The following is a 25,296-nucleotide window of genomic DNA, read 5'->3' on the forward strand; positions in this document are numbered from 1 at the left end:
GAGTAGTCCAGGGCCGACGTAGCCGACATTCACCACTGACTGGAGGACACGATGACCCATCCGTACCCCGACCCCGTACCCCCGGCACCCACTCCGGGACCCGGTCCCACGCCGGACCCGGTGCCCGGCCCCGGTCCCGTACCGGTGCCGGACCCGCAGCCCCCGGTACCGTTCCCCACCCCACCACCGGGCCCTCGCCCCACTCCGGAGCCGTCGCCGTCCCCGATCCCCCCGGGCCCGGAACCCGTACCGGCCCCGGAGCCGGGACCGCCGCTCACCTGAAAGCTCGCCCGAGACGGGCCACCCGGCACCGGCCCCGCTGTCCTGGCAGGATGCCCCCATGGAACGTGTGCTTGGAATCGGCGGATACTTCCTGCGGGCCACCGACCCGGAGACCCTGAGCGCGTGGTACCGGGACTGCCTCGGCCTGGACGCCGACGAGCACGGGCTGTGGGGTCAGGAAGCCGGGCCGACGGTGTTCGCGGCGTTCGAGTCCGGGACCGACTACTTCGGGTCCCGCACCCAGCAGACCATGCTCAACTTCCGCGTCCGCGACCTCGACGCGATGCTCGCGCAACTGCGCGCCAAGGGCGCGGACGTGGACGGGGAGACCCAGGACATGGAGGGCATCGGCCGCTTCGGCTGGGTCACCGACCCCGAGGGCAACCGCGTCGAACTGTGGCAGCCCGCCTGACCGTCTCATCGGCAGGCGGGCTGCCACAGCACTCGGCACAGCAGGAGAGGTCAGCCGGAGACCTCCGAGCGGTCACCGCCCCAGAGGGTGTGGAAGGAGCCGTCCCGGTCCACCCGGCGGTACGTGTGCGCCCCGAAGAAGTCCCGCTGCCCCTGCGTGAGCGCCGCGGGCAACCGCTCGGCGCGCAACGCGTCGTAGTACGCGAGGGCCGCCGAGAAACCGGGCGTCGGGACGCCCTGGCGGGTGGCCGCGACGACGACCTCGCGCCAGTCGTCCTGCGCCCCCGCGATCTCCTGCGCGAACGTCTCGTCGGACAGCAGGCTCGGCAGGTCCGCGCGGGCGTCGTACGCGGCGCGGATGCGGTCGAGGAAGGCCGCGCGGATGATGCAACCGCCGCGCCAGATCGAGGAGATGGCGCCGAGGTCGACGTTCCAGTCGTACTCCTCGCTGCCCGCCGCGATCTCGTGGAAGCCCTGCGTGTACGACACGATCTTCGACGCGTACAGCGCCTGCTCGACCCGGTCCGCGAAGGCTCCCGCCTCGGACTCGCTCAGCGGTGAGGCCGTGGGTCCGGCGAGACCCCGTGAGGCCTCGCGCAGTGCCGCGTGGCCGGAGACGGAGCGGGCGAAGACCGCCTCGGCGATGCCCGAGACCGGGACGCCGAGATCGAGGGCGATCTGGACCGTCCAGCGGCCGGTGCCCTTCTGTTCCGCCTGGTCGACGACCACGTCCACGAACGGCTTGCCGGTGGCCGCGTCCACGTGGGACAGCACCTCGGCGGTGATCTCGATCAGGTAGGAGTCCAGCCGGCCCGTGTTCCAGGTGCGGAAGATGTCCGCGATCTGCGCGGGGGAGTACCCGGCGACATCGCGCAGCAGCTGGTACGCCTCGCCGATCAGCTGCATGTCGGCGTACTCGATGCCGTTGTGGACCATCTTCACGAAGTGCCCGGCGCCGTCGGGACCCACGTGGGTCACACAGGGCGCCCCGTCCTTGGCCTTCGCGGAGATCTTCTCCAGCATCGGACCGAGCGAGTCGTACGACTCCTTCGGGCCACCCGGCATGATGCTCGGCCCGTGCAGCGCGCCCTCCTCGCCGCCGGAGACGCCCATGCCGACGAAGTGGATGCCCTGTTCGCGCAGGTCGTGCTCCCGGCGCCGGGTGTCCGCGAAGTGCGCGTTGCCACCGTCGATGATCATGTCGCCCGGTTCGAGGAGCGGGGCGAACTCCTGGATCACCGCGTCCGTCGGGTCACCGGCCTTCACCATGACGACCAGGCGGCGGGGCCGCTCCAGCGCCGCCACGAAGTCCTTGGCGGTCTCGGCCGCGATGAAGTCGCCCTCGCCGCCGAACTCCGCCACCAGGTCACGCGTGCGGGACGCGGTCCGGTTGTGCACGGCGACCGTATAGCCGTTGCGCGCGAAGTTGCGGGCGAGGTTGCGGCCCATGACCGCGAGACCCGTGACGCCGATCTGCGCTGAAGTGCTCATTCGGTTGGCTCCTAAAGATCAGGAAGGTCCTGACATCGGTGGTACCGGTCGTGCTCGCCAGTATTGCCCCACTGACCATCCTGGCCCGCAGGTACCCCGACCGCACGTGCTGGCCGTGCGAAGTTGTCCACCTTCGGTCGGTGTTCCACCAGCGCTCCTTCCGCGGATACGCAACCCCAACCCCACTGGCCCCACCCGTTTCCCAACGGGCAGGGAATACCGGTCACTTGAGCCCCAGGGAGGCCGGTACCCGTCTTGTCATGGCCTGTTCGGGGCGCTTATTTTTGGCCCTCCTGACGCATCTGGAGGGGGATTCCCCATGGCCGTACGCGGCCGGCACCGCCGGTATCAGCCGAGCAGGATCAACCGGGCCTCGCTGCTCACGGTCACGGCGGGCGGCGCGGGCATCGCGATCCCGCTCGCCACCGTCGGCGCGGGCAGCGCCCAGGCGGCCGATGTGAGCACCTGGAACAAGGTCGCCGCCTGTGAGTCCAGCGGCGACTGGAGCATCAACACCGGCAACGGGTACTACGGCGGGCTGCAGTTCACCCAGTCCACCTGGGAGGCCTACGGCGGCACGGCGTACGCGCACCGCGCCGACCTCGCCACCCGGGACCAGCAGATCGCCATAGCGGAGAAGGTGCTCAAGGGGCAGGGACCCGGCGCCTGGCCGGTCTGCTCGGTACGCGCCGGGCTCACCCGGGGCGGCGGCACCCCCGACATCCACGTGGGCGGCACCAAGGTCACCGACAAGAAGACCAAGGCCGAGGACGCCAAGACGCAGACCGTCGTCAAGCGGTCCGTGAAGGACGTCCAGCCGCAGACCACACCGCAGTCCCGCGCGGGCACCGCCGAGATGTACACGGTCGTGCGCGGCGACACCCTCTCCGGGATCGCCGACACCGAGCGCGTGGACGGCGGCTGGCACGGGCTCTACGCCGCGAACCGCACCACCGTAGGGGACGATCCCGACCTGATCCTGCCGGGCCAGCGGCTCAGCCTGCACGGCAAGGCGGCCTCGACGGCCCACACGACGACGAAACCGGCCACCAAGTCGTCGACTACGAAGTCGTCGACCACCAAGGCTCCGAAGAAGAAGGCTTCTTCGGAGACCACGGAAAAGGTCACCCACAAGAAGACGACGAGTCACTCCCTCGTCGCCCCCGTGAACGCCCCCATCGGCACCGCTTACCACGCGTCCGGTTCCTCCTGGTCGAAGGGCTACCACACAGGCGTCGACTTCCTTGTCCCCACCGGCACTTCGGTGAAGGCCATCGAGAAGGGGACGGTCGTCAGCGCCGGTTGGGCCGGTTCGTACGGCTACCAGGTGGTGATCCGGCACGCCGACGGGCGGTACTCGCAGTACGCGCACCTGTCCGCGATCTCCGTGCGGGACGGTCAGTCGGTCGGCGAGGGGCAGCGCATCGGGCGCTCCGGGTCCACTGGAAACACCACGGGCCCGCATCTGCACTTCGAGGTGCGGACGGGGCCCGGATTCGGTTCCGACATCGACCCGCTCGCTTATCTGCGGGCCGGCGGCGTCAGGATTTGACTCGGGTGCGGTGCCGGTCGTGGACCGGCATCATCACGTACAGCCCGGCGTGGAACGGACCGAAGTAGCCGACCGGTTCAGCGGAGCCGGCCGGCTCCAGGGTCTCGTAACTCTCGCCGGCCGGTACCGCCGTCGGCGCCGGGAGGAGGATGTCCCCGGCGTTGACGCCGAGTTCCGCGCCGACGTTCACGCTCACGCCGACGGGCTGTCCAGGGAGGGCGTCCAGCAACTCCTCGACGGGCGAGGGCACCACAGGAGGTGTGGTGGTGTCGGCCGGTGCGCTCTCGCTGCCCAGCCGCTCGGTGGTCAGCAGGATCAGGCCGCCCGCCGCGACCACGCCGGCGCTCAGGGCGAGCAGGGTGCCCGTCGTGCCGTAGCGGAAGGTCTCACCGAACATCGTGATGCCGACCGCGGCCGCCACCACCGGGTTCACGACCGTCAGCACCGCCAGCGGAGCCGCCAGGCCCGCGCCCCGGTAGGACGCCTGCGACAGCATCAGACCGGCGACCGCGAACACCGCGATCACGCCCAGGAACGGGATGTCGGTCGCCGAGACCGCGCCGTTGTCCCAGTCGACCGTCACCGTCTTCGTGAACACCGAGGACATACCGAACGCTATGCCGGACGCGGTCGCCAGCAGCACGCTGCGCACCGCCGGGTGCCGGTGTGCCGCGCGGCCCGCGATCATCAGGGTCACGACCACCGCGCCGGTGAACACGGCCACGGACACCCGCTGGGCGGTGCTCAGCGACTGGCCGTCGGACGTACCCACCAGGGACAGCAGACCCGCGAGACCGATCGTCGCCATGATGGCGCCGCGCCAGGCGGTGGAACCGGCCTTGCGGCCGACGAACAGGGCCGCCATCGGCAGCGCGAACACGATCGTCAGCGCGCCGAGGGGCTGCACCAGGCTCAGCGGGCCGTAGGCCAGCGCCACCACGTGCAGCAGACCGCCCGTACCGTTCAACGCGACCGCCGCCCACCAGCTCGGGCGGCGCAGCGGTGCGTACTCCTGGTCGGGAGAGGACACCGCGACGCGCTCCTGCACGATCGCTCCGCCGGCGTAGGCCACTGCGGAGACGAGCGACAGCACGATGGACAACGCGAGGGCGCTCATCGGCAGCTCCTCTGCGTCAGGCGGGCGCCTCTGGCACCACGCGGCGAACGGTCGGCTTTCATACAGAACACGATGCCGCTTGATGTTCTTCCCGTCGTCGTACCTGAGCACCGATTGGGTAGTACTGCCGATGGAGTACGAAAGGACCCTTGTCCTCCCCAAGGTGGGTGACACCGGACGACACCCCCTGGGTGAAACCCCTAGGAGCCTTGGTACTACTGCTCTTCGTGGACCTCGACCCCGAACTCGCCGCGCTCCGCCCCCTCGGCGGCTTCTTCGTACTACGCACGGGCGGAGTTCCGCCCGGCCCGCTGCCGACGCTCGCGCGGACCTACGAAAACCCGGTGTCGGAGGTTTACGGAAATTCCCTGACTTTTCGTGTCCAGGTCGTCGCGGAGCGTCTCCGGGCCCCTGAGCTGCGCATCGCCGCCTCGATCGCCCAGCAGGCGCTCGCCGCCCGGCTGTGGTCCGTCGCGCTCGGCTGCGCCGCCCTGTACGGCCGCATCCCCGACCTCGACCCACGCCTGCTGCACTGGGACGCCGACCGCAGCGCCCCGGACGACCTGTGGCTGGCCGAGGTCCGCCCGCTGCCCGGCGACGCCCGCGCCCTCGCCGACGCCGTCCTCCACGCCCACCTCGAACCCCTGAACGCGGCCCTGGTCGCCCGTCACCGCATCGCCACCGGCCTCCTGTGGGGCAACGCGGCCTCCGCGCTCGCGGGCGCCGCACGGGAACTGGACCGCTGGGCACGCGCGCGTGGCCGCCGAGACGTCGCCACGCGCGCGCGTGCGCTCACCGCGGAACTCTTCGCCCACCCGCTCCTCGCCGGAACCGGAACGTTTACCGGCACATCCTTCCGGCGCCGCAGCTGCTGCCTTTACTATCGGATCCCCGGTGGCGGGGTGTGCGGGGACTGCTGCTTCACACAGCCGCCTGGCTCTTCCCGAAACGCCGCTTCTGGGTGACCATGAGGGCAATCAGCCACCGAGAACAAGGGGTTTCGGGTGCGAGTGGGACTGCTGACCCGGGAGTACCCGCCGGATGTGTACGGCGGCGCGGGCGTCCATGTGGAGTTCCTCGCCCGGGAGTTGAGGCCCCTGGTCGATCTCGACGTGCACTGCTGGGGTGAGGGCCGCACAGAGGGCGTCGTACGCCACCGCTCCTGGCCCACCCTCGACGGCGCCAACGACGCGCTGCGCACCTTCTCCGTGGACCTCTCCATGGCCGCGGCCCTCGAGGGCCGCGAACTCGTGCACTCGCACACCTGGTACGCCAACCTCGCCGGCCACTTCGCCAAGCTCCTCCACGGCATCCCGCACGTGATGACCGCCCACTCCCTGGAGCCGCTGCGCCCCTGGAAGGCCGAGCAGCTCGGCGGCGGATACGCCCTCTCCAGCTGGGCCGAGCGCACCGCGATCGAGGCCGCCGACGGCGTGATCGCCGTATCGGGAGCCATGCGCGAGGACATCCTCACCTGCTACCCGACGCTGGACCCGGCCAAGGTCCAGGTCGTCCACAACGGCATCGACACCACGCTCTACCAGCCCGACCACGGCACCGAGGTCCTCACCCGGCTCGGCATCGACCCCGACCGCCCCTACGTCCTGTTCGTCGGCCGGATCACCCGCCAGAAGGGCGTGCCCCATCTGCTGCGCGCCGTGCGGGACATCGACCCGGCCGCACAGGTCGTGCTGTGCGCGGGCGCCCCGGACACCCCCGAGATCGACCGGGAGTTCCGCGAGCTCTTCCAGGAGCTGAGCAGCGTCCGCGCGGGCGTGCACTGGATCCCGCAGATGCTGCCGCGCCCGGAAGTGATCCAGCTCCTCACGCACGCCACCGTGTTCGCCTGCCCCTCGGTGTACGAGCCCCTCGGGATCGTGAACCTGGAGGCGATGGCCTGCGGCACCGCCGTGGTCGCCTCGCGGGTCGGGGGCATCCCGGAGGTGGTGGCACATGGGGAGACGGGGCTGCTGGTGTCCGTCGACGACGACTTCGAGGCCAACCTGGCGCTGGCTCTCGACTCCGTACTCGCCGACCCGGAGACTGCGAAACGGATGGGCGAGGCCGGGCGGGAGCGCGCGGTGGGCGAGTTCGGCTGGGACGCCGTGGCGCTGCGCACCGCGCGGCTCTACGGGGAGATCGCCAAACAGGCTTAGTGTGCGCTGCTCAGGGGCAGGCTGGGGTCAACCAGGGTGAGGGGAGCGGCCATGCGTCGTGGCGGACCTTCGGTGCTCGGGATCGTACTGGCGGGCGGTGAGGGCAAGCGGCTGATGCCCTTGACCGCCGACCGGGCCAAACCCGCGGTCACCTTCGGCGGAACGTACCGCCTAGTGGACTTCGTGCTGTCCAATCTCGTCAACGCGGACATCCTCCGCATCTGCGTGCTCACGCAGTACAAATCGCACTCGCTGGACCGCCACATCACCACCACCTGGCGCATGTCCAGCCTGCTCGGCAACTACGTCACACCCGTACCGGCGCAGCAGCGCCTCGGCCCGCGCTGGTACCTCGGCAGCGCGGACGCGATCCTCCAGTCGCTGAACCTGATCTACGACGAGCGCCCCGAGTACGTCGCGGTGTTCGGCGCCGACCACGTGTACCGCATGGACCCGCGCCAGATGCTCGCCCAGCACATCGAGAGCGGCGCGGGCGTCACCGTGGCCGGAATCCGTGTCCCGCGCGCGGAGTCCTCGCAGTTCGGGGTGATCACCCCGGGCTCGGACGGCCAGACCGTGGAGAACTTCCTGGAGAAGCCCGCCGACCCACCCGGTCTGGTGGACGACCCGGAGTGCGTCTACGCCTCGATGGGCAACTACATCTTCACCACCAAGGCGCTGATAGAGGCCCTCCAGCGCGACGCGGAGGACATCGGCTCCGTGCACGACATGGGCGGTTCGATCCTGCCCGCGCTCACCGACCGGGGCGAGGCCGCGCTCTACGACTTCAGCGCCAACCACGTCCCCGGCGAGACCACCCGCGACCAGGGCTACTGGCGGGACGTGGGCACGATGGACGCGTACTACGACGCCCACATGGACCTGATCGCCGAGCGCCCCGCCTTCAACCTCTACAACCGCAACTGGCCCATCTACACCCACTCCGGCCAGCTCTCCCCGGCCCGCTTCAACGCCGGTGGCATGGCCAGCGAGTCGATCATCAGCTCCGGGTGCCTCATCCGCGGCCAGGTCACGCGCTCGGTGCTCTCCCCGGGCGTGGTGGTCGACCCCGGAGCCGTCGTCCAGGGTTCGATCCTGCACGACAACGTCCACATCGGGCGGGGCGCGGTGGTCCGGGGCGCGGTCCTGGACAAGAACGTCGAGGTACCACCGGGCGCGACGATCGGCGTCAACCCGGAGCGGGACGCCGACCTGTACACGGTCTCCAAGGGCGGGGTCATCGCACTCGGGAAGGGCCAACTGGTCACGTAACACCACGTCTTGGCGATCCGGGGCCCCGGTGCTTTTCGGCCGCACCGGGGCTTCGCGCTGTCCGGGCGCCGGTCGCGCCCCCGTCCAGCCCGGGCCCCGCCGCCGTCCCGCCCGTGCTTGTCATGTCCCTGGACGGAATGCGGAATCCGTGTTGTCATGCCAACTGCCGCCTATGACAACGTTGTTATGGAGGTTCCGTGCGCATCAGACGACTCAGAGACCGACTCGCCTTACTGCTCGCCCTGGCCCTCGGCATCGCCGGGCTGGCCGCCGTCCCCACCGCGAGCGCCACCGCCGCCGACGACCCCGTGGAGATCCACGGCCTGAAGGGCGAGTACTACACCCAGTCCGCCCCCGGCGCCTTCGACTTCGCCGACCTCAAGGCCACCGGCGTCGACCCGAACCTCGACTTCGACAACCTCGAACCCCGACTCGCCTTCACCACCGGCCAGTCGGACGACGTGAGCATCCGCTGGACCGGCAAGCTCGTCCCGGCGAAGTCCGGCCCCCACGCCTTCTCGATCATCGGCGACAACGGCTTCCGCCTCTGGATCGACGGACGACTCACCATCGACCACTGGGTCGACGACTGGGACACCGAACAGACCTCCGCCCCCGTCGAGTTGACCGCCGGCACGGCCTACGACATCAAGGTCGAGTACTTCGAGCACTACGGCGGCTCCAACCTCCACGTCCGCTGGACCGAGCCCGGCGGCACCAAGGTGGCCATCCCGCAGTCGGCCTTCCGGCTCCCCGACGGCTACGACTACGACGGCGCCATCGCCGCCACGGTCACGAGCACCGGCCGCACCCTGAAACTCGACTTCGCCCAGCCCCTCGCCGCACCCCCGGCCGACCTGACCGACCACCTCGAAGCGGTGATCGGCGGCGCCAAGTGGCCGCTGGGAGCAGCCGAGTTGGACCCGTCCGACCCGCGGACGCTCCTCATCCCGCTCACCGAACCCGTCGTAGGCAACAAGACGGGCACCGCATCCGGCACCGCGGACATCCGCTACGACGGCGAAGCCGGCCTCGCGTCAGCGGATGGCAACGTTATCAACGGCTTCTGGAGCACCGGCCCGAACCGCTCCACCTATGAACTCCGCACCCAGTGGGCCGACCAGGTCGGCCCGCACAACGCCCTCCCCGAGTACCCGCGCCCCCAGCTCACCCGCACCGACTGGCAGAACCTGAACGGGAGTTGGCAGTTCGCCGCGGCGACAGCGGGCGAACAGCCGCCGGTCGGAAAGAACCTCGCCGAGCGCATCCTCGTCCCGTACCCCGTCGAGTCCCAGCTCTCCGGCCTGGAACGGCACGAGGACCGCATGTGGTACCGCCGCACCTTCACCGTCCCTGCCGACTGGAGGATCGGTTCGGGCAAGCGGCTGCTGCTCAACTTCGGCGCCGTCGACTGGCGGGCCGAGGTCTACGTCAACGGCACGAAGGTCACCGAACACCAGGGCGGCTACGACAAGTTCAGCGCCGACGTCACCGATGCCCTGAAGCCCGGCCGCACCCAGGAGCTGATCGTAGGCGTCTACGACCCCACCGACGCGGCCAACGGCGAGAACCCCCCGATCGGCAAGCAGCGCCTCGACCCGAGCGGCATCTGGTACACCCCGACCTCGGGCATCTGGCAGACGGTCTGGATGGAGCCGGTCGCCCCCGACCACGTCGACTCCCTCAAACTCACCCCCGACGTCGCCAAGAGCCAACTCACCGTCGAGGCACAGGGAGTTCGGGACGGCGTACCGATCACGGCGACGGCGTACGACGGAAAGCGCGAGGTGGCCACCGTGCACGGCCGCACCGGCGGACCGCTCACCCTGACTCTCGCGAAGCCGCATCTCTGGTCACCCGACGACCCGTTCCTCTACGACCTGAAGGTCACCGTCGGCAAGGACCGTGTCGGCAGCTACTTCGGGATGCGCTCGATCGCCGTCGAGAAGGTCAACGGCGTCCCGCGCACGGTCCTCAACGGCAAGCCCATCTTCATGATGGCCACGCTCGATCAGGGCTTCTGGCCGGACGGTCTCTACACCGCCCCGACCGACGAGGCGCTCGCCCATGACCTCAAGGTTCACAAGGAGTTGGGCTTCAACGCCGTGCGCAAGCACATCAAGGTCGAGCCCGACCGCTGGTTCTACTGGGCCGACAGGCTCGGCCTCATGGTCTGGCAGGACATGCCCGCGATGACCGCCGGGGTGAACCCGTCCGCCGCCGCCCGGGCCGAGTACGAGCGCGAGATGAAGCAGATGATCGACGAGCACATCAGCAGCCCGTCGGTCGTCATGTGGGTGACGTTCAACGAGGGTTGGGGCCAGTACGACGAGGCCCGCATCGCCGACCAGGCGAAGGCCTGGGACCCGACCCGGCTCGTCAACAGCATGTCCGGCATCAACCTCGGCGTCGACGGCGGCACCGGCGACATCATCGACGAACACGGCTATCCGAGCCCCGCCCTGCCACCGCATCCGGACGGTCAACGCGCCCTGGTCAGCGGCGAGTACGGCGGACTCGGGCTCGCGGTGCCGGGACACGCGTGGTCGGTCCAGCAGTCGTACGTCGACGTCGACCCGGCGGCCTACACCGACGACTACCTCGCCAAGATCGCCGAGGTGCACGCCCTGACCTGCCAGGGGAGCAACGGCGCGGTCTACACCCAAATATCCGACGTCGAGGGCGAGTTGAACGGCCTGATGACGTACGACCGGCGGGTGCTCAAGCCCGACGCGCAGCGGGTGAAGGCCGCTCAACAGGCCCTGATCCGCGACGCCTCGCAGGCGACGCCCGCGAACTGCCCCACCGCCTGACCCCTTTCGCCAACTGGAGGCCCACCCGCATGAGATGGACCCGGCGCCTGCGCCTGGGCATGGCGGGGGCGGTGGCAGCGTCCGCGCTGTTCGCCGTCCCCGCCGCAGCCGAAGCATCTGCCCATGGTCAACTCACCGACCTGGTCAACCCGTTCATCGGTACCGAGAACGACGGCAACACCTATCCCGGCGCCGCCGTGCCCTTCGGCATGGTGCAGTTCTCGCCGGACACCGGCCACAACACCGGGTACGACTACTCCCAGAACCACATCCGCGGCTTCTCCCTCGTGCACCTCTCCGGCGTCGGCTGCGGGCTGGGCGGCGATCTGCCCGTACTGCCCACGACCGGGGACGTGACGCAGACGGACTATGCCCAGTACGCGGCCGAGTTCAGCCACGACGACGAGCACGCGAGCCCCGGCTACTACCAAGTCGGCCTGAAATCCGGCATCGAGGCCGAACTGACGGCGACCGCGCGCACCGGCGTCCAGCGCTACACCTTCCCGGCCACCGACAAGGCCAACGTCCTGCTGAACGCGGCCCAGTCGCTCCACTCCGGGGTCACCTCGAAGGTCGAGGTCCTCGACAACCGGACCGTGCGCACCTCCATCACCGGCCGTGGCTTCTGCCAGGACACCAAGCCGTACACCGTCTACACGGTCACGCACTTCGACCGGCCCTTCATCACCTACGGCACGTGGAACGGTCCAACGGTGACCGCCGGTTCGAGGACCGGTAGCGGCGGTGCGTACGTCCGCTTCGACACGAGCAGGGACCACACGGTCGAGGCGACCACGGCCCTGTCGTACGTCGACGCACACGGCGCGGCCGTCAACCTCCGTGCGGAGGGCGGCCGTTCCTTCGACACCGTGCGCCACCGGGCCCAACGGGCCTGGGAGGACCGGCTCGACGACGTCCGCGCACAGGGCGGTTCCGACAGTCTGCGCCGGACCTTCTACTCGTCCCTGTACCGGTCCTTCCTCGCGCCCAACATCGGCAGCGACGCCGACGGCCGCTACACCGGCTGGGACCAACAGGTCCACCGCGCCAGGGACTTCACGTACTACCAGAACTGGTCCCTGTGGGACACCTACCGCACCCAGTCCCAACTCCTCGCCCTGCTCGCACCCCGCGAGGCCCGCGACATGGCGATCTCGGTGATCAAGATCGACGAGGAGAGCGGCTGGCTGCCCAAGTGGGGCTACGGCACGGTCGAGACGAACATCATGACCGGCGACCCGGTCACACCGTTCCTCACCAACGCCTATCAGCAGGGCTTGCTCAAGGGCTACGAGGAGCGTGCCTACCGGGCGTTGAAGCAGAACGCCGACGGGGTGCCGCCCGCAGACTCGGCGGCGGTGGGCCGGGAGGCCAACGCGGAGTACCTCGCGAACGGGTTCGCGCCGTACATCAAGGACCGCCCGCACGCGAAGCCCGGTGACTCCGACTACGACCACGGGGCCTCGGCCACCCTGGAGTACGCCCTCTCGGACGCGATGCTCGCGCAGATGGCCCGCGACCTGGGCCATGGTGCCGACGCCGCGCGCTATGCCGCCCGCGCCCAGAACTACCGGAACATCTTCGACCCCTCGACCGGCTTCTTCCGCGCCCGTGACGCCTCCGGCGCCTTCGTCGGACCGGCCGATCCGGCACAGAGCGAGGGCTTCCACGAGGGCACGTCGTGGCAGTACCAGTGGCTGGTGCCGCAGGACCTGCCCGGCATGGTCGACCTCATCGGCGGCCGGCAGTCGGCCAACGACCGGCTCGACTCCTTCTTCGCCTACGACCAGCTGCTGGCCGACCCGGCGAAGACCGCGCGCGAGGTGTGGGTCAACGGGCCGTACGACTACTACAACGCGGACAAGTACAACCCGCAGAACGAGCCCGACCTGATCGCCCCGTACACCTACCTGTCCACCGGCCAGCCGTGGAAGACGACCGACGTCGTCCATGCCGCGCTGACCCTGTTCACGGACGGGCCGACCGGCATGACCGGCAACGACGACCTCGGCACGATGTCCGCCTGGAACGTGCTGTCGTCGATCGGGATCTTCCCGGTCCAGCCCGGCTACGACACCTGGGGCCTGTCCACGCCCGTCTTCGACCGGGTCGACCTGACCCTGGACCGCCGCTACTACCCGCACGGCGCCCTGACCATCAAGGCGCCCGGCACCTCGGCGACCGACCGCTACATCCAGGGGGCCCGGACGGACGGGACGTCGTACGACCGGACGTACCTGACGACCGGCGATCTCCGCTCCGTACGGTCGCTCGACTTCACGGTCGGCCCGCACCCGTCGGAGTGGGGTACATCACCCCAGGCGGCGCCACCTGCGCTGAAGTGATCTCAGGCGCCTCTTGAGTCCCGCCCCTCCCAGAGGGGCGGGATCGGGGTCGGATGTAATCTGCTGTTAACTGTGCGTAGCTTGATCGTGCTTGACCGTAATCGCTTGTCACCGCTTGACTGCTGGCTCACCCCTAGTCGACGCGAGGCAAGCAATTGACTTCTGACCTGCTCGCTCCTCTCGACCTTGCGTTCTGGAACATCGAGTCCGACCGGAACCCGATGCACCTGGGCGCACTCGGCGTCTTCTCGGCTCACTCGCCGACCGCGGGAGCCCACGCCGCCGACCTCCTCGCCGCCCGTGCGGCCGCCGTCCCCGGGCTGCGGATGCGCATCCGGGACGTGTGGCAGCCGCTGTCCCTGTCCTTCGGAAGCGCCACCCGCGAGGCCGATCCCGACTTCGACCCGCTCCACCACGTGCGGCTGCACGCCCCGACCGCCGACTTCCAGGCGGACGCCGGCCGGCTCATGGAACGCCCGCTGGAGCGCGGCCGACCCCCGTGGGAAGCGCATGTGCTGCCCGGCGAGGACGGTGTCTCGTTCGCGGTGCTGTTCAAGTTCCACCACGCTCTCGCCGACGGACTGCGGGCGCTGACCCTCGCCGCCGCCATCCTCGACCCGATGGACATGCCCGAGCGCCGCCCGCGCCCCGCCGAACCCGCGCGCGGTCTCATCCCTGACGTGCGCAAGCTGCCCGGACTGGTCCGCGGAGCCCTGTCCGACGTGGGCCGGGCCCTCGACATCGGGGCGTCCGTCGCCCGCTCGACCCTGGACGTGCGCTCGTCGTCGGCGCTGACCTCCGAACCCTCGGGCACCCGTCGTACCGCCGGAGTCGTCGTCGACCTCGACGACGTGCACCGCATCCGCAAGACCGTCGGCGGCACCGTCAACGACGTGCTCATCGCGGTCGTCGCGGGCGCCCTGCGCAGCTGGCTCGACGAACGCGGCGACGGCAGCGAGGGCGTCGCGCCCCGCGCCCTGATCCCCGTCTCCAAACGCCGCCCGCGCAGCGCCCAGCCACAGGGCAACCGGCTCTCCGGGTACCTGATACGGCTGCCCGTCGACGACCCGGACCCCCTCGCCCGGCTCGAATCGGTGCGTGCCGCCATGGACCGCAACAAGGACGCCGGACCCAACCGGGGCGCCGGCGCGGTCGCCCTGCTCGCCGACCACGTCCCCGCGCTCGGCCACCGCCTCGGCGGACCACTCGCAGCCCAGGCCGCCCGGCTCTGGTTCGACATCCTCGTCACCAGCGTCCCGCTCCCCGGCGTCGGCCTGAAGCTCGGCGGCAACCCGGTCACCGCGGTCTTCCCGTTCGCCCCGCTGGCGGGCGGCCAGTCCCTCGCGGTCGCCGTCTCCACGTTCCGCGGACATGTCCACTACGGGCTCGTCGCGGACGCCGAGGCCGTACCGGATCTCGACGTGTTCGCCCGCGCGCTGACCGAGGAGGTGGAGACACTCATCACCGCCTGCGGGTCGTGACCTGGCGCGGGTTTGGTGCTGCGGCCCGGCGCTCCGTAAAATTCCGGGTTCGACGGTGTGCGCGATCGAGCGCCGCCGCGGATGACCCAAGGAAACGGCAGCGCGATGACGGTGACAGAGAACGGCTCCACGACCCCGGACGAGGTCGTGTACGGGCCCGGCATCGACCCCGAGCGGCTGGCCGTCTGCCTCAGCGTGCTCGACGAACTGGAGAAGATCGACGTCGACCACCCCGACGCGATCACCGTCCGTCGCGCCACCGCGGGCATCTACCGCAGCGTCAAGCAGCGCCGCCGCCAGGAGCGCCGGGCCGCGAAGACCGCGCACGACAAGGCCGTCACCGAGTCCACCGCGACCGGCTCCGCCCAGCGCATCGACGACGAGACCGAGGGTCTGCTCCCGTCGTCGGTGACGGAGGAGGGCCGGATCGCCGGGATACTGCAGCGCCCCCGCTCCTGCTACACCTGCAAGACCCGGTACGTGGAAGTCGACTACTTCTACCACCAGCTCTGTCCCGACTGCGCCCGCCTGAACCGCGAGAAGCGCGACGACCACGCCGACCTCACCGGCAAGCGCGCCCTGCTCACCGGCGGCCGCGCCAAGATCGGCATGTACATCGCGCTGCGGCTGCTGCGTGACGGCGCCCACACGACGATCACCACGCGCTTCCCGAAGGACGCGATCCGCCGCTTCAAGGCCATGGACGACTCGGCGGACTGGCTGCACCGCCTGGAGGTCGTCGGCACCGACCTGCGCGACCCGGCCCAGGTCGTCGCCCTCGCCGACCAGCTCGCCGAGGCGGGCCCCCTCGACATCCTCATCAACAACGCGACCCAGACCGTACGCCGCCTGCCCTCCGCCTACGCCGCCCTCGTCGACGGCGAGAGCGCCCCGCTGCCCGCCGGTGAACTCCCCGCCCACCACGTCATCGGCGCCTTCGGCTCCGGCGCGGTCGACGGCCTCGCCGCGCTGCCCGTCGGCATCAGCGGCCTCGACGCCCAGCAGGTCGCCGACCTCGCCCTGGTGGCGGGCAACGCCAGCGTCGCCCGCCACCTCGACGGCACGGCCATCGACGCCGGTGGTCTGGTGCCCGATGTGGTCGACACCAACACGTGGGTGCAGACCATCGAGCAGATCTCCCCGGTGGAGCTCCTCGAAACCCAACTCTGCAACTACACAGCCCCGTTCATCCTGATCAGCAAGCTCCGCCCGGCCATGGCCGCCGCCGCCAAGGCCGCGAGGAGCGGACGTGCGTACATCGTCAACGTCTCGGCGATGGAAGGTGTCTTCGGCCGCGGCTACAAGGGCGCCGGGCACCCCAACACCAACGCCGCCAAGGCCGCGATGAACATGGTGACCCGCACCAGCGGCCAGGAGATGTTCCAGACCGACGGCATCCTCATGACCTCGGTCGACACCGGCTGGATCACCGACGAACGCCCCCACTACGACAAGCTCCGCCTCGCCGAGGAGGGCTTCCACGCCCCCCTCGACCTGGTCGACGGAGCCGCCCGCGTCTACGACCCGATCGTCCTGGGCGAACAGGGCGAGGACCTGTACGGCGTCTTCCTGAAGGACTACGCGCCCGGCAAGTGGTGACCGGGCGCTGTCCTCACGCGGCGTCGGTCATGGCGTCAGGCGCCAGAGGGACGTGACCTCGGCGCTCCGTGCCGCGTGCAGCGGGTCGCCGGCGTCCTCGGAGCGCGGGTGCCGTGGCCTGGTGTCGATCCTGTCCACCACGCGGAGGTGCGCTGCCTCGATGGCGTCGAGGAGCTGCCGACGGGTCCGGAGTCCGAGGTGCTCCGCCAGGTCGGACAGGACGAGCCAGCCCTCGCCGCCCGGCCGGAGATGGGCGGACAGCCCGGTGAGGAAACCGTTGAGCATGGCGCTGTCCGGGTCGTAGACGCCCTGCTCGATGGGGCTGGTCGGACGGGCGGGGAGCCAGGGCGGGTTGCACACGACGAGATCGGCCCGGCCCTCCGGGAACAGGCCGGGGCCCGACACCTCGATACGGTCGGTCAGCCCGAGCCGTTGGACGTTCTCCCGGGCACAGACCAAGGCACGTGGGCTGATGTCGGTGGCCACGACCCGGTCGACACCGCGGCGGGTCAGGACCGCGGCGAGGACACCGGTTCCGGTGCCGAGATCGAACGCCGTACTGGTGGCGGGTGCGCGCAGGACCGCCGGTGGCAGCGGGGCCTGGGCGACCAGGTCGACGTACTCGCCCCTGACCGGCGCGAACACGCCGTAGTGGGGGTGGACGCGGGTGCCGAGCGCCGGTACGTCGACGCCTTTCGAGCGCCACTGGTGGGCGCCGATCACGCCCAGCAGTTCCCTGAGCGAGACCGCCGTGGGTCCCTTCGGCGGGCCGTAGGCGTCCAGGCACGCCTGGTGGACCTCGGGAGCGCGGCGCAACGCCAGGGTGTAGTCGTCGTCCAGGAGGACCAGGAGCTTTCCGAGCACCCGGGCGCGGTGCGCGCTGCCGCGCCGGTGCAGGCGGAAGGACTCGCTCGGGGAAGTGCCGGAGCCGGGCGTCTTGCGGTCGATGCGGCGGCCCATCGCGTGCAGCAGTTGGCCGGCGTTGTGGAAGTCGCCCTGCCAGAGCAGGGCCGTTCCCTCGCAGGCCTGACGGTAGGCGTCGGCGGCCTTCGTCCGGTCGTCGGCGACGGCGGTCCGTCGCGGAAGGGGGGTGGCGTTCTCGGAATGCCAGCGGGCGGACCGGTGAGTGTCGCCGGTGGTCCAGTGGATGGTGGACACCATGTACTCCTCGTGGTCGAACGTGCAGGGGTCACGAAGAGCACTTCGACGGGGAGCAGGCTGGACCCACGCCCGTCCATCGGACAGACGTGTGGGGTGGGGGAGTCGGCCGTTACCGCCCTCGCGTCGAAGCGCGAGTGCGGACGTCCCAGACAACCATGCCGAGCATCAGGGCCAGCCTTTTCGGAGGAGTGCCCGCAGGCTCGCACAGGTACGGCCCGGCCACCAAACCCACCAGGACATCCGCTCAGCCGGTCGCGGTTCCTGGGCGGCGCGGCGCGGCAGACCTCAGCCGGTCGTGGACGGCGTACCCGCCCGACCCGTACGCCGCCCGCACCCGGGTCCCGCCGTCCACCAGCAGATCCGCCCCGGTGATCCACTCGGCCTGGTCGGAGGCCAGCCACAGGACGGCCCGGGCGATGTCGGCCGGTTCCCCGATGCGGCCGAGCGGCAGTCCGGCGGCTACCTCCGCCTCGCCGGGCTCCCACACGAACCGCGCCATCTCGGTGCGGATGAGCCCGGGGGAGACGGAGTTGACCCGCACCTTCGGCGCGAGTTCGCCCGCGAGCTGTGCGGTCAGATGCAGCAGCGCCGCCTTGCTGGTGCCGTACGCCCCCACGTTCGGCCCGACATGCCCGGCGCCCTCGGTGCACACGTTGACCACCGCACCGCCGTGCTCCCGCATCCACGCCCGCCAGGCGCACCGCACCAGCCGCAGTGGCGCCTCGACGTTCACGGTGAACGCCGTCCGCCAGGCGTCCGGATCGGCTTCCATGAGCGGGCCGTACGGCTGGTTCGTCGCCGCGTTGTTGACGACCACGTCGATCCGGCCGAAGGTGCGCAGCGCCAACTCGGTCAGCTCGCGCAGGTGTTCAGGGTCGGCGACATTCCCGGCGAGGCCGACACCGCCCAACTCCTCGGCCGTGCGCGCCACTTCGTCAACGTTCCGCGCGCTCACGCACACCAGCGCCCCGGCCCCGGTAAACGCCTCGGCGACCGCGCGCCCGATCCCGCGCGTGCCGCCGGTGATCAGAGCGGCCCGGCCTCGCAGGTTGTACGACGACGTCATCGCCGTACCGTCTCATGACGGACCGTCAGTCGACAGCCCCCAGAGGGGAGTTGGGAAGTCGGGAGTTCCGGGCGGCCACGATGCCCAGGACCGTGCGCCAGTCCTCCAGGACACCGGCGTCGAGGCCGACGACCTTGGCCGCGTCGTCGGCCTGGCGCAGGGTGATCGCGTCGTCGGCGAGGGGGTCGCGCTCGAAGGCGGCGGCCTCGGCGGGGGACATGGGGCCGCCTTGTGTGCGGAGGGTCAGCGCGCTCTGTGCGGACAGGTCGCGGCCGGGGGAGGAGGTCGCCAGATAGCGCTTCGCGGGTACGTGCAGGCGGACGAGGTGGGCGACCCGCTCGCCGAGCAGGGCGCGGACGGCGTCCGCCGCGTGGTCGGCGTGCCCGGCGTCGTCGCCCGGCTGAAGGAGATGGCCCAGGTCGTGGACCAGGCCGGCGACCTGAAGTTCCTTGTCGGCGGGGCGACTTCGGCGCAGCAGCGCGGCCGTCTGTAGCGCGTGGTCGTGCAGATCGACCGGATCACCGCTCCTGTCCGGGGTGTCCCAGGCGCCCCGACACGCGTACAGCAGATCCATCAGCTCCTCGACGCTGCGCAACTCCATGCGTCAGTCCTCCCGCGAGACAGCCCGTGCGGAACGCCAGGAGATCATGGCGAGCTTGCGGATCGGCCAACGGGACCTGAACTGCGTGACGCCTTGAGCGACGTGGGTCATGTTCTTGATCGTGCGTGCGTATTTCTAGGGCGTGTGGGGGGTCGGCAGACCACGCATGATGAACCAGACCGGTTCGAGTCATGCAGGGCGTCGCGGCACGTGAGGTCGAAGAAGTCTCCGCCAATGGCGGTGAAACTATGGTCGAGCCCCTCGGCCTCGGTGGCGGCGGGGGCGATGTCGCGGGCGGCGGCCTGCGACACGTTGCTCATCGACTCGGTGAAGGAGGACGCTTCGTCCGGGTGCTCGCCGAAGTAGTCGAAGATGTTCGCCTGGCCGTGTGCCGTCGTGTCCTGGTGCAGGCCCGTCCGGACGGCCTCGGGAAACCTGCCCCACGGCAGCCAATGGCCCGGTGCGGACTGGGAGATGGCGAAGTGCCGCAGCGAGTGGGGGTCGTCCTGTCGCAGTGTGCTCAGCAGGGATGTGCCGGTGAAGTGACGCCCGTCCTCGGAGGTCATCAGGCCCAGGGACGCGCCGGTGGGTGACCCGGAAACCCGTGACCATTTCCGTCATGCGCTCGTAGTCCTGAGCCTTCGCCGACTTTCGTAGGCTGGCCAAAACAGTCACCTCTGCTGAACTCGCCGGTCTGCGGGCGGATCCGCGCTTACCTGGTGGGCCACTGCACCGCGGTGGCCGCCGTCGCCAGAGTGACCGCGGCCAGCCGTTGGTAGTCCAGCGTTTCGGGGGTGTCGGTGGACCGGTGATAGTGGGGGTTGCGGAAGTTCGCGGTACTCGTGAGCATCAGCGCGGGGATCCGCTGGTTCCAGAAGGAGGCGTGGTCGCTGCGCCCCAAGTGGTTGGCCGGAGGTACCGCCACGCCGATGAGCATGCCCAGTGGTCCGTCCGGGCGTGGATCGCGCAGCGTGATACTGGCGAGAGCGGGTGATGCCTGCGTGGCGGCGCGCTGCCACAACTCGGCCGCCGTGGCCGAGGAACGGCGGTGCACCACGAGAGTGAAGTCGCCCCGGTGTTCCGCCCTGCGGACGGTGTCGGTCGCGTCGCGAAAGACGGTGGCGAAGCCGGGCGGGAGGTGCTGGCTGCCGGGCTGGTCGGAGAAGACGCCCACCGACTCCAGGCAGATCATGCCCGCGACCCGACGGGTGCGGCTCAGTTCCCGAGCCGCGACTCTGGAGCCGATCAGGCCCAGTTCTTCCATGTCGAACAACGCCAAGGTGACCGCCGGCGGGTCGGGCAGCCGCCCCAACAACCGTGCCGTCTCCAGCACCACGGCGACCCCGGACGCGTTGTCGTCGGCGCCCGGACTGCCGTCGACGGTGTCGAGATGGGCACCGATCACCACGGTCGGGCGGTCGGACGCCCCGGCACCGGGAAGATCGGCGACGATGTTGGTCCCCCGCAACCGCCTGTGCAGCCGCAGCTTCAGCGGTAGCGCCCGGCTGCCGTGCCGGTCGGTGGAGCCGACCTGCCACCGTACGTCGAAGGGCGAGCTGTCGGCCTCCCATCCGGCGCGCCGCAACTCGCCCACCACGTACTCCTGGGCTCGCCGCATGGCCTTCGGCGCATGCAGACTGCTGCGCGGCGTCGAGGCTAGAGTCTCAACGTCCCGTTGCAGACGTTCGGCATCCAGGTCCGCTGCCAGTCGCTGTATCAGCGTGGCAACGCCCGCACCGGAATCCACCATCGTTCTCCTCGCGTGTGACGTCCCAGGACTCTTCCGACCCTCGCCTGCCCGCTTCACCTGAAGCAGCGGGGACGGGAAACGGAGCGGAAGCCACCGCGCCAGTCCCGGACCTTACTAGTCGAAGGTGTAGTTGTACTTGTTGCCGGCGGCCCCCATGCCGCCGGAGCCGTCGTCATCGGCAGCGTGAGCACCCCGGCAGGCGCCGACCTGGTTCGCGCGGCCGGAGCCGCACACGTCCTCGGCCACGGATCGGCCGGACACCTGGGCGAACTGACCCGGATCACGGACGGCCGGGGCCCCTCGGTGATCATTGAAATGGCAGCGCACCTGAACCTGGAGAAGGATCTGACCGTCCTGGCCACCGCGGGCCGCGTGGTGATCGTCGGCAGCCGCGGCAGTCTGGCCTTCACCCCACGACTCGCCATGGTGAAGGAAGCCACGGTCCTCGGCCTCGCACTGTGGGACGCCACTCCGGCCGGAAAGGCCGACGCCCTCGCCGGGGTGGTGGCACATCTGCGTGACGGTGCCCTGGCACCGATCGTCGGCGACACGCTGCCGCTGCGCGAGGCCGCCGCGGTCCACCGCCGCGTCCTGGCGCAGGGGACCCGAGGGAAGCTCGTACTGATCCCCGAATGACGCCCGCGCCGCACGTCCCACCGACTCGCCCAGGTCGGATCATCTCTTCTGCCGAAAGGCGCGTTGCGTGTCCGTGGAAGACACCCGCAACGCGGCCACCGTCGACTCGCGACTCCACGCGCTGGGGTACACCCTCCCGGTCCCACCGACGCCGCGTGCCAACTGCACGCCCGGCAAAGTGATCGGCGACAAGCTGTATCTCTCCGGTCAGATCCCCTTCGTCGACGAGGTTCTGACGGTGACCGGCAAGCTCGGTGAGGACGTGACGGCGGCGGAGCGCCAGAAACTGGCCGCTCTCGCCGCTCTCGCCGCGCTCAACGCCCTCGGCGCCGCCCGCCGGATACGGGGAACGCTCGAAGGCGTATCTGTCGCGAGCACCAACGTCTTCGTCGCATGCGCCCGTCCTTCGCTGAGCTGCACGTCGTCGCCAACGGGGCCAGCGACGCCTTGACGGCCGCGTTCGGACCCGACGAAGCAATCCCCCGCACGGCGGTCGGCGTACCCGGCCTTCCGCTCGACGCCCCGGTCGGGATCCAACTGCTGCTCACCGTCCCGGCCGCTTAACCTGGCGCACCGCGTGGGCCGCGAGCGGGGTGGCCAACCCTGCGGCAAATCGTCAGGGAGGAGACGGGTCGGGACCCTGAAAGCGGCGATGGAGCAGGAGGAGTCCGGGCTCTTCACTCTCCTCGGCCAGGACACGGAAGAACTCCGGTTCCTGCTGACCCGCGCCAACCGCCGGCTGACCTGAGCGTGGTCCTGCCAGGGGCTCCCGAGGTGGTCGAGATCAGCTAGGTGCCGCCATGACCAGCTACCCCGGCGTCACCGCCCGCCTCATCGCGACGGCCACCAGGGATACCAGGGATACCAGGGATACCAGGAATACCAGGAATACCAGGGATACCGGGGATACCAGGGCCGCCAAGGCCACCAAGGCCATCGACTGACCTGCCGCCCGTCGATCCCGGCCCGTGTTGCTGCGGGTCGGGTCTCGTCGTCCGCCCGGCGCCGGTTCCCCGGGCTTCGCCGTGTGCGTCGATCGCACCGGGCTGTAAAATCCGGTCATATCGGACAGGTGTGGGCAACGTCAGCGCGCGTTATTCGATGACCGACGTCGCGACAGCGAAGGACACCACCATGGACCGCTCGGATTCCGAAGGCCGTCCCGGCGACGACTTGGGGCGTGGAGCGCCGGGGGTCGCGGCGCGGGGCCGTGGACCCAATCGCCCCGGTGACATCTCCCAGGAGGACGACACGGCACCCTCGGCGGGGTGGGGCGCGGCGCGCAGTGTGACACGGGTCCTCGCCAGAACTCGTGAGCCGGTCAGCGGGCCGCTGGCGATCGTGAGAATGAACCACGAGAACGGCGGATTCGACTGCCCGGGATGCGCGTGGCCGGACGACCGCAAGGGCCTGCACCTGGACATCTGCGAGAACGGGATCAAGCACGTCACCTGGGAGATGACCCGCAAGAAGGCCGGCCGGGAGTTCTTCGCCGCGCACACGGTCACCGAGCTGGCCGACTGGCCGGACTACGCGCTGGAGGACCAGGGCCGGCTGACCGAGCCGATGGCGTACGACGAGGCCACCGACAAGTACGTCCCGATCTCCTGGCCGGACGCGTTCGCGCTGGTCGGGCGGACACTGTGCGGCCTGGACCACCCCGACCAGGCCGCCTTCTACACCTCCGGCCGGCTCAACAACGAGGCGACCTTCCTCTACCAGCTGTGGGTGCGCGAGTTCGGCACCAACAACCTGCCGGACTGCTCCAACATGTGCCACGAGGCCTCCGGCCGTGCCCTCCAGGCCGCGCTGGGCACCGGCAAGGGCACGTGCGACATCGCCGACTGGGACGCGGCCGACCTGCTGTTCGTCATGGGCGTGAACGCGGCGTCCAACGCCCCGCGCATGCTCACCACGCTCGCCAAGGCACACCGGCGCGGCGCTCAGATCGTCCACGTCAACCCGCTCGTCGAGGCGGGCGCCCGACGGACCATCGTGCCGCACGAGTTCGCCGCGATGGCCGCCTTCCACTCCACCGCGACCGGCGACCAGAACGTACAGGTCCGCATCGGCGGCGACCTCGCCCTGCTGCGCGGGGTCGCCAAGGCGGTGTTCGAGCGGGCCGAGGAGAACCCGGCGGTGCTCGACGTCGCCTTCGTCGAACGGCACACCTCGGGCTTCGCGTCGTACCGCGACCTGGTGCGCGCCACGGACTGGGCCGAGCTGGTGCGGCAGTCCGGGGTGAGCGAGAGGCAGATCCGCGAGGTCGCCGACCGCTACATGGCCGCCGACCGCACCGTAATCTCCTGGTGCCTCGGCGTCACCCAGCAGGACCACGGGGTGGACACCGTCCGCGAGATCGTGAACCTGCTGATGCTGCGGGGCAACCTCGGCCGCGAGGGAGCCGGACCCTCGCCGGTGCGCGGCCACAGCAACGTCCAGGGCAACCGCACCTGCGGCATCGACCACCGCCCCGCGCCCGAGTTCCTCGACGCGCTCGACGAGGTCTGCGGCATCTCCGCGCCCCGCGAGCACGGTCTGGACACCGTCGGCACCATCAAGGCGATGCGCGACGGCCGGGTGAAGGTGTTCGTCGCGATGGGCGGCAACTTCGTCCTCGCCGCCCCCGACACCGACGCGACCACGGCCGCGCTGCGCACCACCGAACTGACCGTGCAGGTGAGCACCAAACTCAACCGCAGCCATCTCGTCCACGGCCGCCAGGCGCTCATCCTCCCGTGCCTCGGCCGCACCGAGAAGGACACCCGGGCGACGGGGGAGCAGGGCGTGAGCGTCGAGGACGCGATGAGCGAGGTGCACCTCTCCTTCGGCATGCGCAAGCCGCCCGCCGAGACCCTCAGGTCCGAGTGCGCGATCGTGGCCGGGATGGCACGGGCGACACTGCCCGACTCGACAACACCGTGGGAGTGGTACGTCGAGGACTACGACCGGATCCGCGACACCATGGCCCAAGTCCTCCCGGGCTTCGAGGACTTCAACCGTCGGGTGCGTGAACCGCTCGGCTTCCGCATCACCCAGCCCGCCCGCGAGCGCGTGTTCCACACCGCGTCCGGCCGCGCCGAGTTCCACCCGGGCGAACTCCCCGACGTGACCCCGCCCCAGGGCATGCTCGTCCTCTCCACGGTGCGCTCGCACGACCAGTGGAACACCACCGTGTACTCCGACGACGACCGCTACCGCGGGGTCAAGAACCTGCGCACCCTGCTCTTCATGAACCCCAAGGACATGGCCGACCGGGGCCTGGCCGAGTTCGACCTGATCGACATCACGAGCCACGCACGCGACGGCAGCACCCGGTCGGTCTACGGCTACCGCGTCATCGCCTACGACATTCCGCCCAGCAGCGTCGCGGGCTACATGCCCGAACTCAACATCCTCTGCGGGCTCGACGACTACAGCAGGCAGAGCGACCAGCCCCTGATGAAACACCAACTCGTCACCGTCACCCCGTCACAGGACGGGCGAACACTATGAACGCAATGGTCGACGGGTAGTCCCCACCAGCGGCGGTTCCTAACATCACGGTTCGCAGGGCAACTTTG

General features: G+C 70.2%; 20 protein-coding genes. 13 read left to right on the forward strand and 7 right to left on the reverse strand.

The window, feature by feature from the left end; genetic code table 11:
* The first annotated feature begins 340 nt into the window (after positions 1–340).
* A complete protein-coding gene (locus tag OG588_RS44305; protein ID WP_405952201.1) occupies positions 341–694 on the forward strand; it encodes a VOC family protein in 354 nt (117 codons plus the stop codon).
* 50 nt (positions 695–744) lie between these two features.
* On the opposite strand, the gene gndA is transcribed toward OG588_RS44305, so the two are convergent.
* Positions 745–2,184 carry an NADP-dependent phosphogluconate dehydrogenase gene (gndA, locus tag OG588_RS44310; protein ID WP_266865063.1) on the reverse strand — a complete coding sequence of 480 codons (1,440 nt, stop codon included), beginning with the start codon at positions 2,182–2,184 and terminating at the stop codon, positions 745–747.
* 319 nt (positions 2,185–2,503) lie between these two features.
* Between gndA and OG588_RS44315 the strand changes: the two genes are divergently transcribed.
* Entirely contained in the window at positions 2,504–3,736 is a 1,233-nt protein-coding gene (locus OG588_RS44315; RefSeq protein ID WP_405952202.1) for a transglycosylase family protein, read from the forward strand.
* Here the strand turns inward: OG588_RS44315 and OG588_RS44320 are convergent.
* Complete coding sequence (locus OG588_RS44320; RefSeq protein ID WP_366096857.1) at positions 3,726–4,853, reverse strand: DMT family transporter; 1,128 nt, start codon at positions 4,851–4,853, stop codon at positions 3,726–3,728. The two genes, OG588_RS44315 and OG588_RS44320, sit on opposite strands and share 11 nt — an antisense overlap.
* Before the next feature lie 209 nt (positions 4,854–5,062).
* Here OG588_RS44320 and OG588_RS44325 point away from each other — a divergent pair, with 209 nt between their 5' ends.
* The 7 genes from OG588_RS44325 (at position 5,063) to OG588_RS44355 (ending at position 16,519) form a co-directional block, all read left to right on the forward strand.
* Entirely contained in the window at positions 5,063–5,818 is a 756-nt protein-coding gene (locus tag OG588_RS44325; protein ID WP_405952203.1) for a (2Fe-2S)-binding protein, read from the forward strand.
* Positions 5,819–5,857: 39 nt separating this feature from the next.
* Positions 5,858–7,009 (forward strand): glycogen synthase, encoded by a 1,152-nt coding sequence (gene glgA / locus OG588_RS44330; RefSeq protein WP_405952204.1) that lies wholly within the window; start codon positions 5,858–5,860, stop codon positions 7,007–7,009.
* 51 nt (positions 7,010–7,060) lie between these two features.
* Positions 7,061–8,281 (forward strand): glucose-1-phosphate adenylyltransferase, encoded by a 1,221-nt coding sequence (gene glgC, locus OG588_RS44335; protein ID WP_405952205.1) that lies wholly within the window; start codon positions 7,061–7,063, stop codon positions 8,279–8,281.
* A gap of 197 nt (positions 8,282–8,478) precedes the next feature.
* Positions 8,479–11,094, forward strand: a complete 2,616-nt coding sequence (locus tag OG588_RS44340) for a PA14 domain-containing protein (protein ID WP_405952206.1) — start codon at positions 8,479–8,481, stop codon at positions 11,092–11,094.
* 29 nt (positions 11,095–11,123) lie between these two features.
* Positions 11,124–13,439 (forward strand): GH92 family glycosyl hydrolase, encoded by a 2,316-nt coding sequence (locus tag OG588_RS44345; protein ID WP_405952207.1) that lies wholly within the window; start codon positions 11,124–11,126, stop codon positions 13,437–13,439.
* A 155-nt stretch (positions 13,440–13,594) separates the two neighbouring features.
* Complete coding sequence (locus OG588_RS44350; RefSeq protein WP_405952208.1) at positions 13,595–14,920, forward strand: wax ester/triacylglycerol synthase family O-acyltransferase; 1,326 nt, start codon at positions 13,595–13,597, stop codon at positions 14,918–14,920.
* A gap of 105 nt (positions 14,921–15,025) precedes the next feature.
* Complete coding sequence (locus OG588_RS44355; protein ID WP_405866085.1) at positions 15,026–16,519, forward strand: SDR family NAD(P)-dependent oxidoreductase; 1,494 nt, start codon at positions 15,026–15,028, stop codon at positions 16,517–16,519.
* A gap of 27 nt (positions 16,520–16,546) precedes the next feature.
* Here the strand turns inward: OG588_RS44355 and OG588_RS44360 are convergent, their stop codons facing one another.
* The 5 genes from OG588_RS44360 to OG588_RS44380 form a co-directional block, all read right to left on the reverse strand.
* Positions 16,547–17,680 (reverse strand): methyltransferase, encoded by a 1,134-nt coding sequence (locus OG588_RS44360; protein ID WP_405952209.1) that lies wholly within the window; start codon positions 17,678–17,680, stop codon positions 16,547–16,549.
* A 244-nt stretch (positions 17,681–17,924) separates the two neighbouring features.
* Positions 17,925–18,746, reverse strand: a complete 822-nt coding sequence (locus OG588_RS44365) for an SDR family oxidoreductase (protein ID WP_405952210.1) — start codon at positions 18,744–18,746, stop codon at positions 17,925–17,927.
* Between the two features lie 25 nt (positions 18,747–18,771).
* Entirely contained in the window at positions 18,772–19,347 is a 576-nt protein-coding gene (locus tag OG588_RS44370; protein ID WP_405952211.1) for an HD domain-containing protein, read from the reverse strand.
* Between the two features lie 107 nt (positions 19,348–19,454).
* Positions 19,455–19,913: a hypothetical protein gene (locus tag OG588_RS44375; RefSeq protein WP_405952212.1), complete on the reverse strand. Its 459-nt coding sequence runs from the start codon at positions 19,911–19,913 to the stop codon at positions 19,455–19,457.
* Between the two features lie 146 nt (positions 19,914–20,059).
* Entirely contained in the window at positions 20,060–20,965 is a 906-nt protein-coding gene (locus tag OG588_RS44380) for a M28 family peptidase (RefSeq protein ID WP_405952213.1), read from the reverse strand.
* A 189-nt stretch (positions 20,966–21,154) separates the two neighbouring features.
* Between OG588_RS44380 and OG588_RS44385 the strand changes: the two genes are divergently transcribed.
* The 4 genes from OG588_RS44385 (at position 21,155) to OG588_RS44400 (ending at position 25,228) form a co-directional block, all read left to right on the forward strand.
* Positions 21,155–21,733, forward strand: a complete 579-nt coding sequence (locus tag OG588_RS44385; protein ID WP_405953369.1) for a zinc-binding dehydrogenase — start codon at positions 21,155–21,157, stop codon at positions 21,731–21,733.
* 67 nt (positions 21,734–21,800) lie between these two features.
* Positions 21,801–22,184: a hypothetical protein gene (locus OG588_RS44390; RefSeq protein WP_405952214.1), complete on the forward strand. Its 384-nt coding sequence runs from the start codon at positions 21,801–21,803 to the stop codon at positions 22,182–22,184.
* Between the two features lie 349 nt (positions 22,185–22,533).
* Positions 22,534–22,677, forward strand: coding sequence for a hypothetical protein (locus OG588_RS44395; RefSeq protein WP_405952215.1), 144 nt, complete (start codon positions 22,534–22,536; stop codon positions 22,675–22,677).
* A gap of 190 nt (positions 22,678–22,867) precedes the next feature.
* Positions 22,868–25,228 carry an FdhF/YdeP family oxidoreductase gene (locus OG588_RS44400; RefSeq protein WP_405953370.1) on the forward strand — a complete coding sequence of 787 codons (2,361 nt, stop codon included), beginning with the start codon at positions 22,868–22,870 and terminating at the stop codon, positions 25,226–25,228.
* Positions 25,229–25,296 lie beyond the last annotated feature (68 nt).

The sequence above is a fragment of the Streptomyces prunicolor genome (assembly GCF_045162825.1).
Classification (GTDB): domain Bacteria; phylum Actinomycetota; class Actinomycetes; order Streptomycetales; family Streptomycetaceae; genus Streptomyces; species Streptomyces prunicolor.

Coding starts and splice junctions, on each gene's coding strand:
- OG588_RS44305 (WP_405952201.1), top strand. CDS start 341: ATGGAACGTGTGCTTGGAATCGGCGGATACTTCCTGCGGGCCACCGAC.
- gndA (WP_266865063.1), bottom strand. CDS start 2,184: ATGAGCACTTCAGCGCAGATCGGCGTCACGGGTCTCGCGGTCATGGGC.
- OG588_RS44315 (WP_405952202.1), top strand. CDS start 2,504: ATGGCCGTACGCGGCCGGCACCGCCGGTATCAGCCGAGCAGGATCAAC.
- OG588_RS44320 (WP_366096857.1), bottom strand. CDS start 4,853: ATGAGCGCCCTCGCGTTGTCCATCGTGCTGTCGCTCGTCTCCGCAGTG.
- glgC (WP_405952205.1), top strand. CDS start 7,061: ATGCGTCGTGGCGGACCTTCGGTGCTCGGGATCGTACTGGCGGGCGGT.
- OG588_RS44345 (WP_405952207.1), top strand. CDS start 11,124: ATGAGATGGACCCGGCGCCTGCGCCTGGGCATGGCGGGGGCGGTGGCA.
- OG588_RS44355 (WP_405866085.1), top strand. CDS start 15,026: ATGACGGTGACAGAGAACGGCTCCACGACCCCGGACGAGGTCGTGTAC.
- OG588_RS44360 (WP_405952209.1), bottom strand. CDS start 17,680: ATGGTGTCCACCATCCACTGGACCACCGGCGACACTCACCGGTCCGCC.
- OG588_RS44365 (WP_405952210.1), bottom strand. CDS start 18,746: ATGACGTCGTCGTACAACCTGCGAGGCCGGGCCGCTCTGATCACCGGC.
- OG588_RS44370 (WP_405952211.1), bottom strand. CDS start 19,347: ATGGAGTTGCGCAGCGTCGAGGAGCTGATGGATCTGCTGTACGCGTGT.
- OG588_RS44375 (WP_405952212.1), bottom strand. CDS start 19,913: ATGACCTCCGAGGACGGGCGTCACTTCACCGGCACATCCCTGCTGAGC.
- OG588_RS44380 (WP_405952213.1), bottom strand. CDS start 20,965: ATGCGGCGAGCCCAGGAGTACGTGGTGGGCGAGTTGCGGCGCGCCGGA.
- OG588_RS44395 (WP_405952215.1), top strand. CDS start 22,534: ATGACCAGCTACCCCGGCGTCACCGCCCGCCTCATCGCGACGGCCACC.
- OG588_RS44400 (WP_405953370.1), top strand. CDS start 22,868: ATGGACCGCTCGGATTCCGAAGGCCGTCCCGGCGACGACTTGGGGCGT.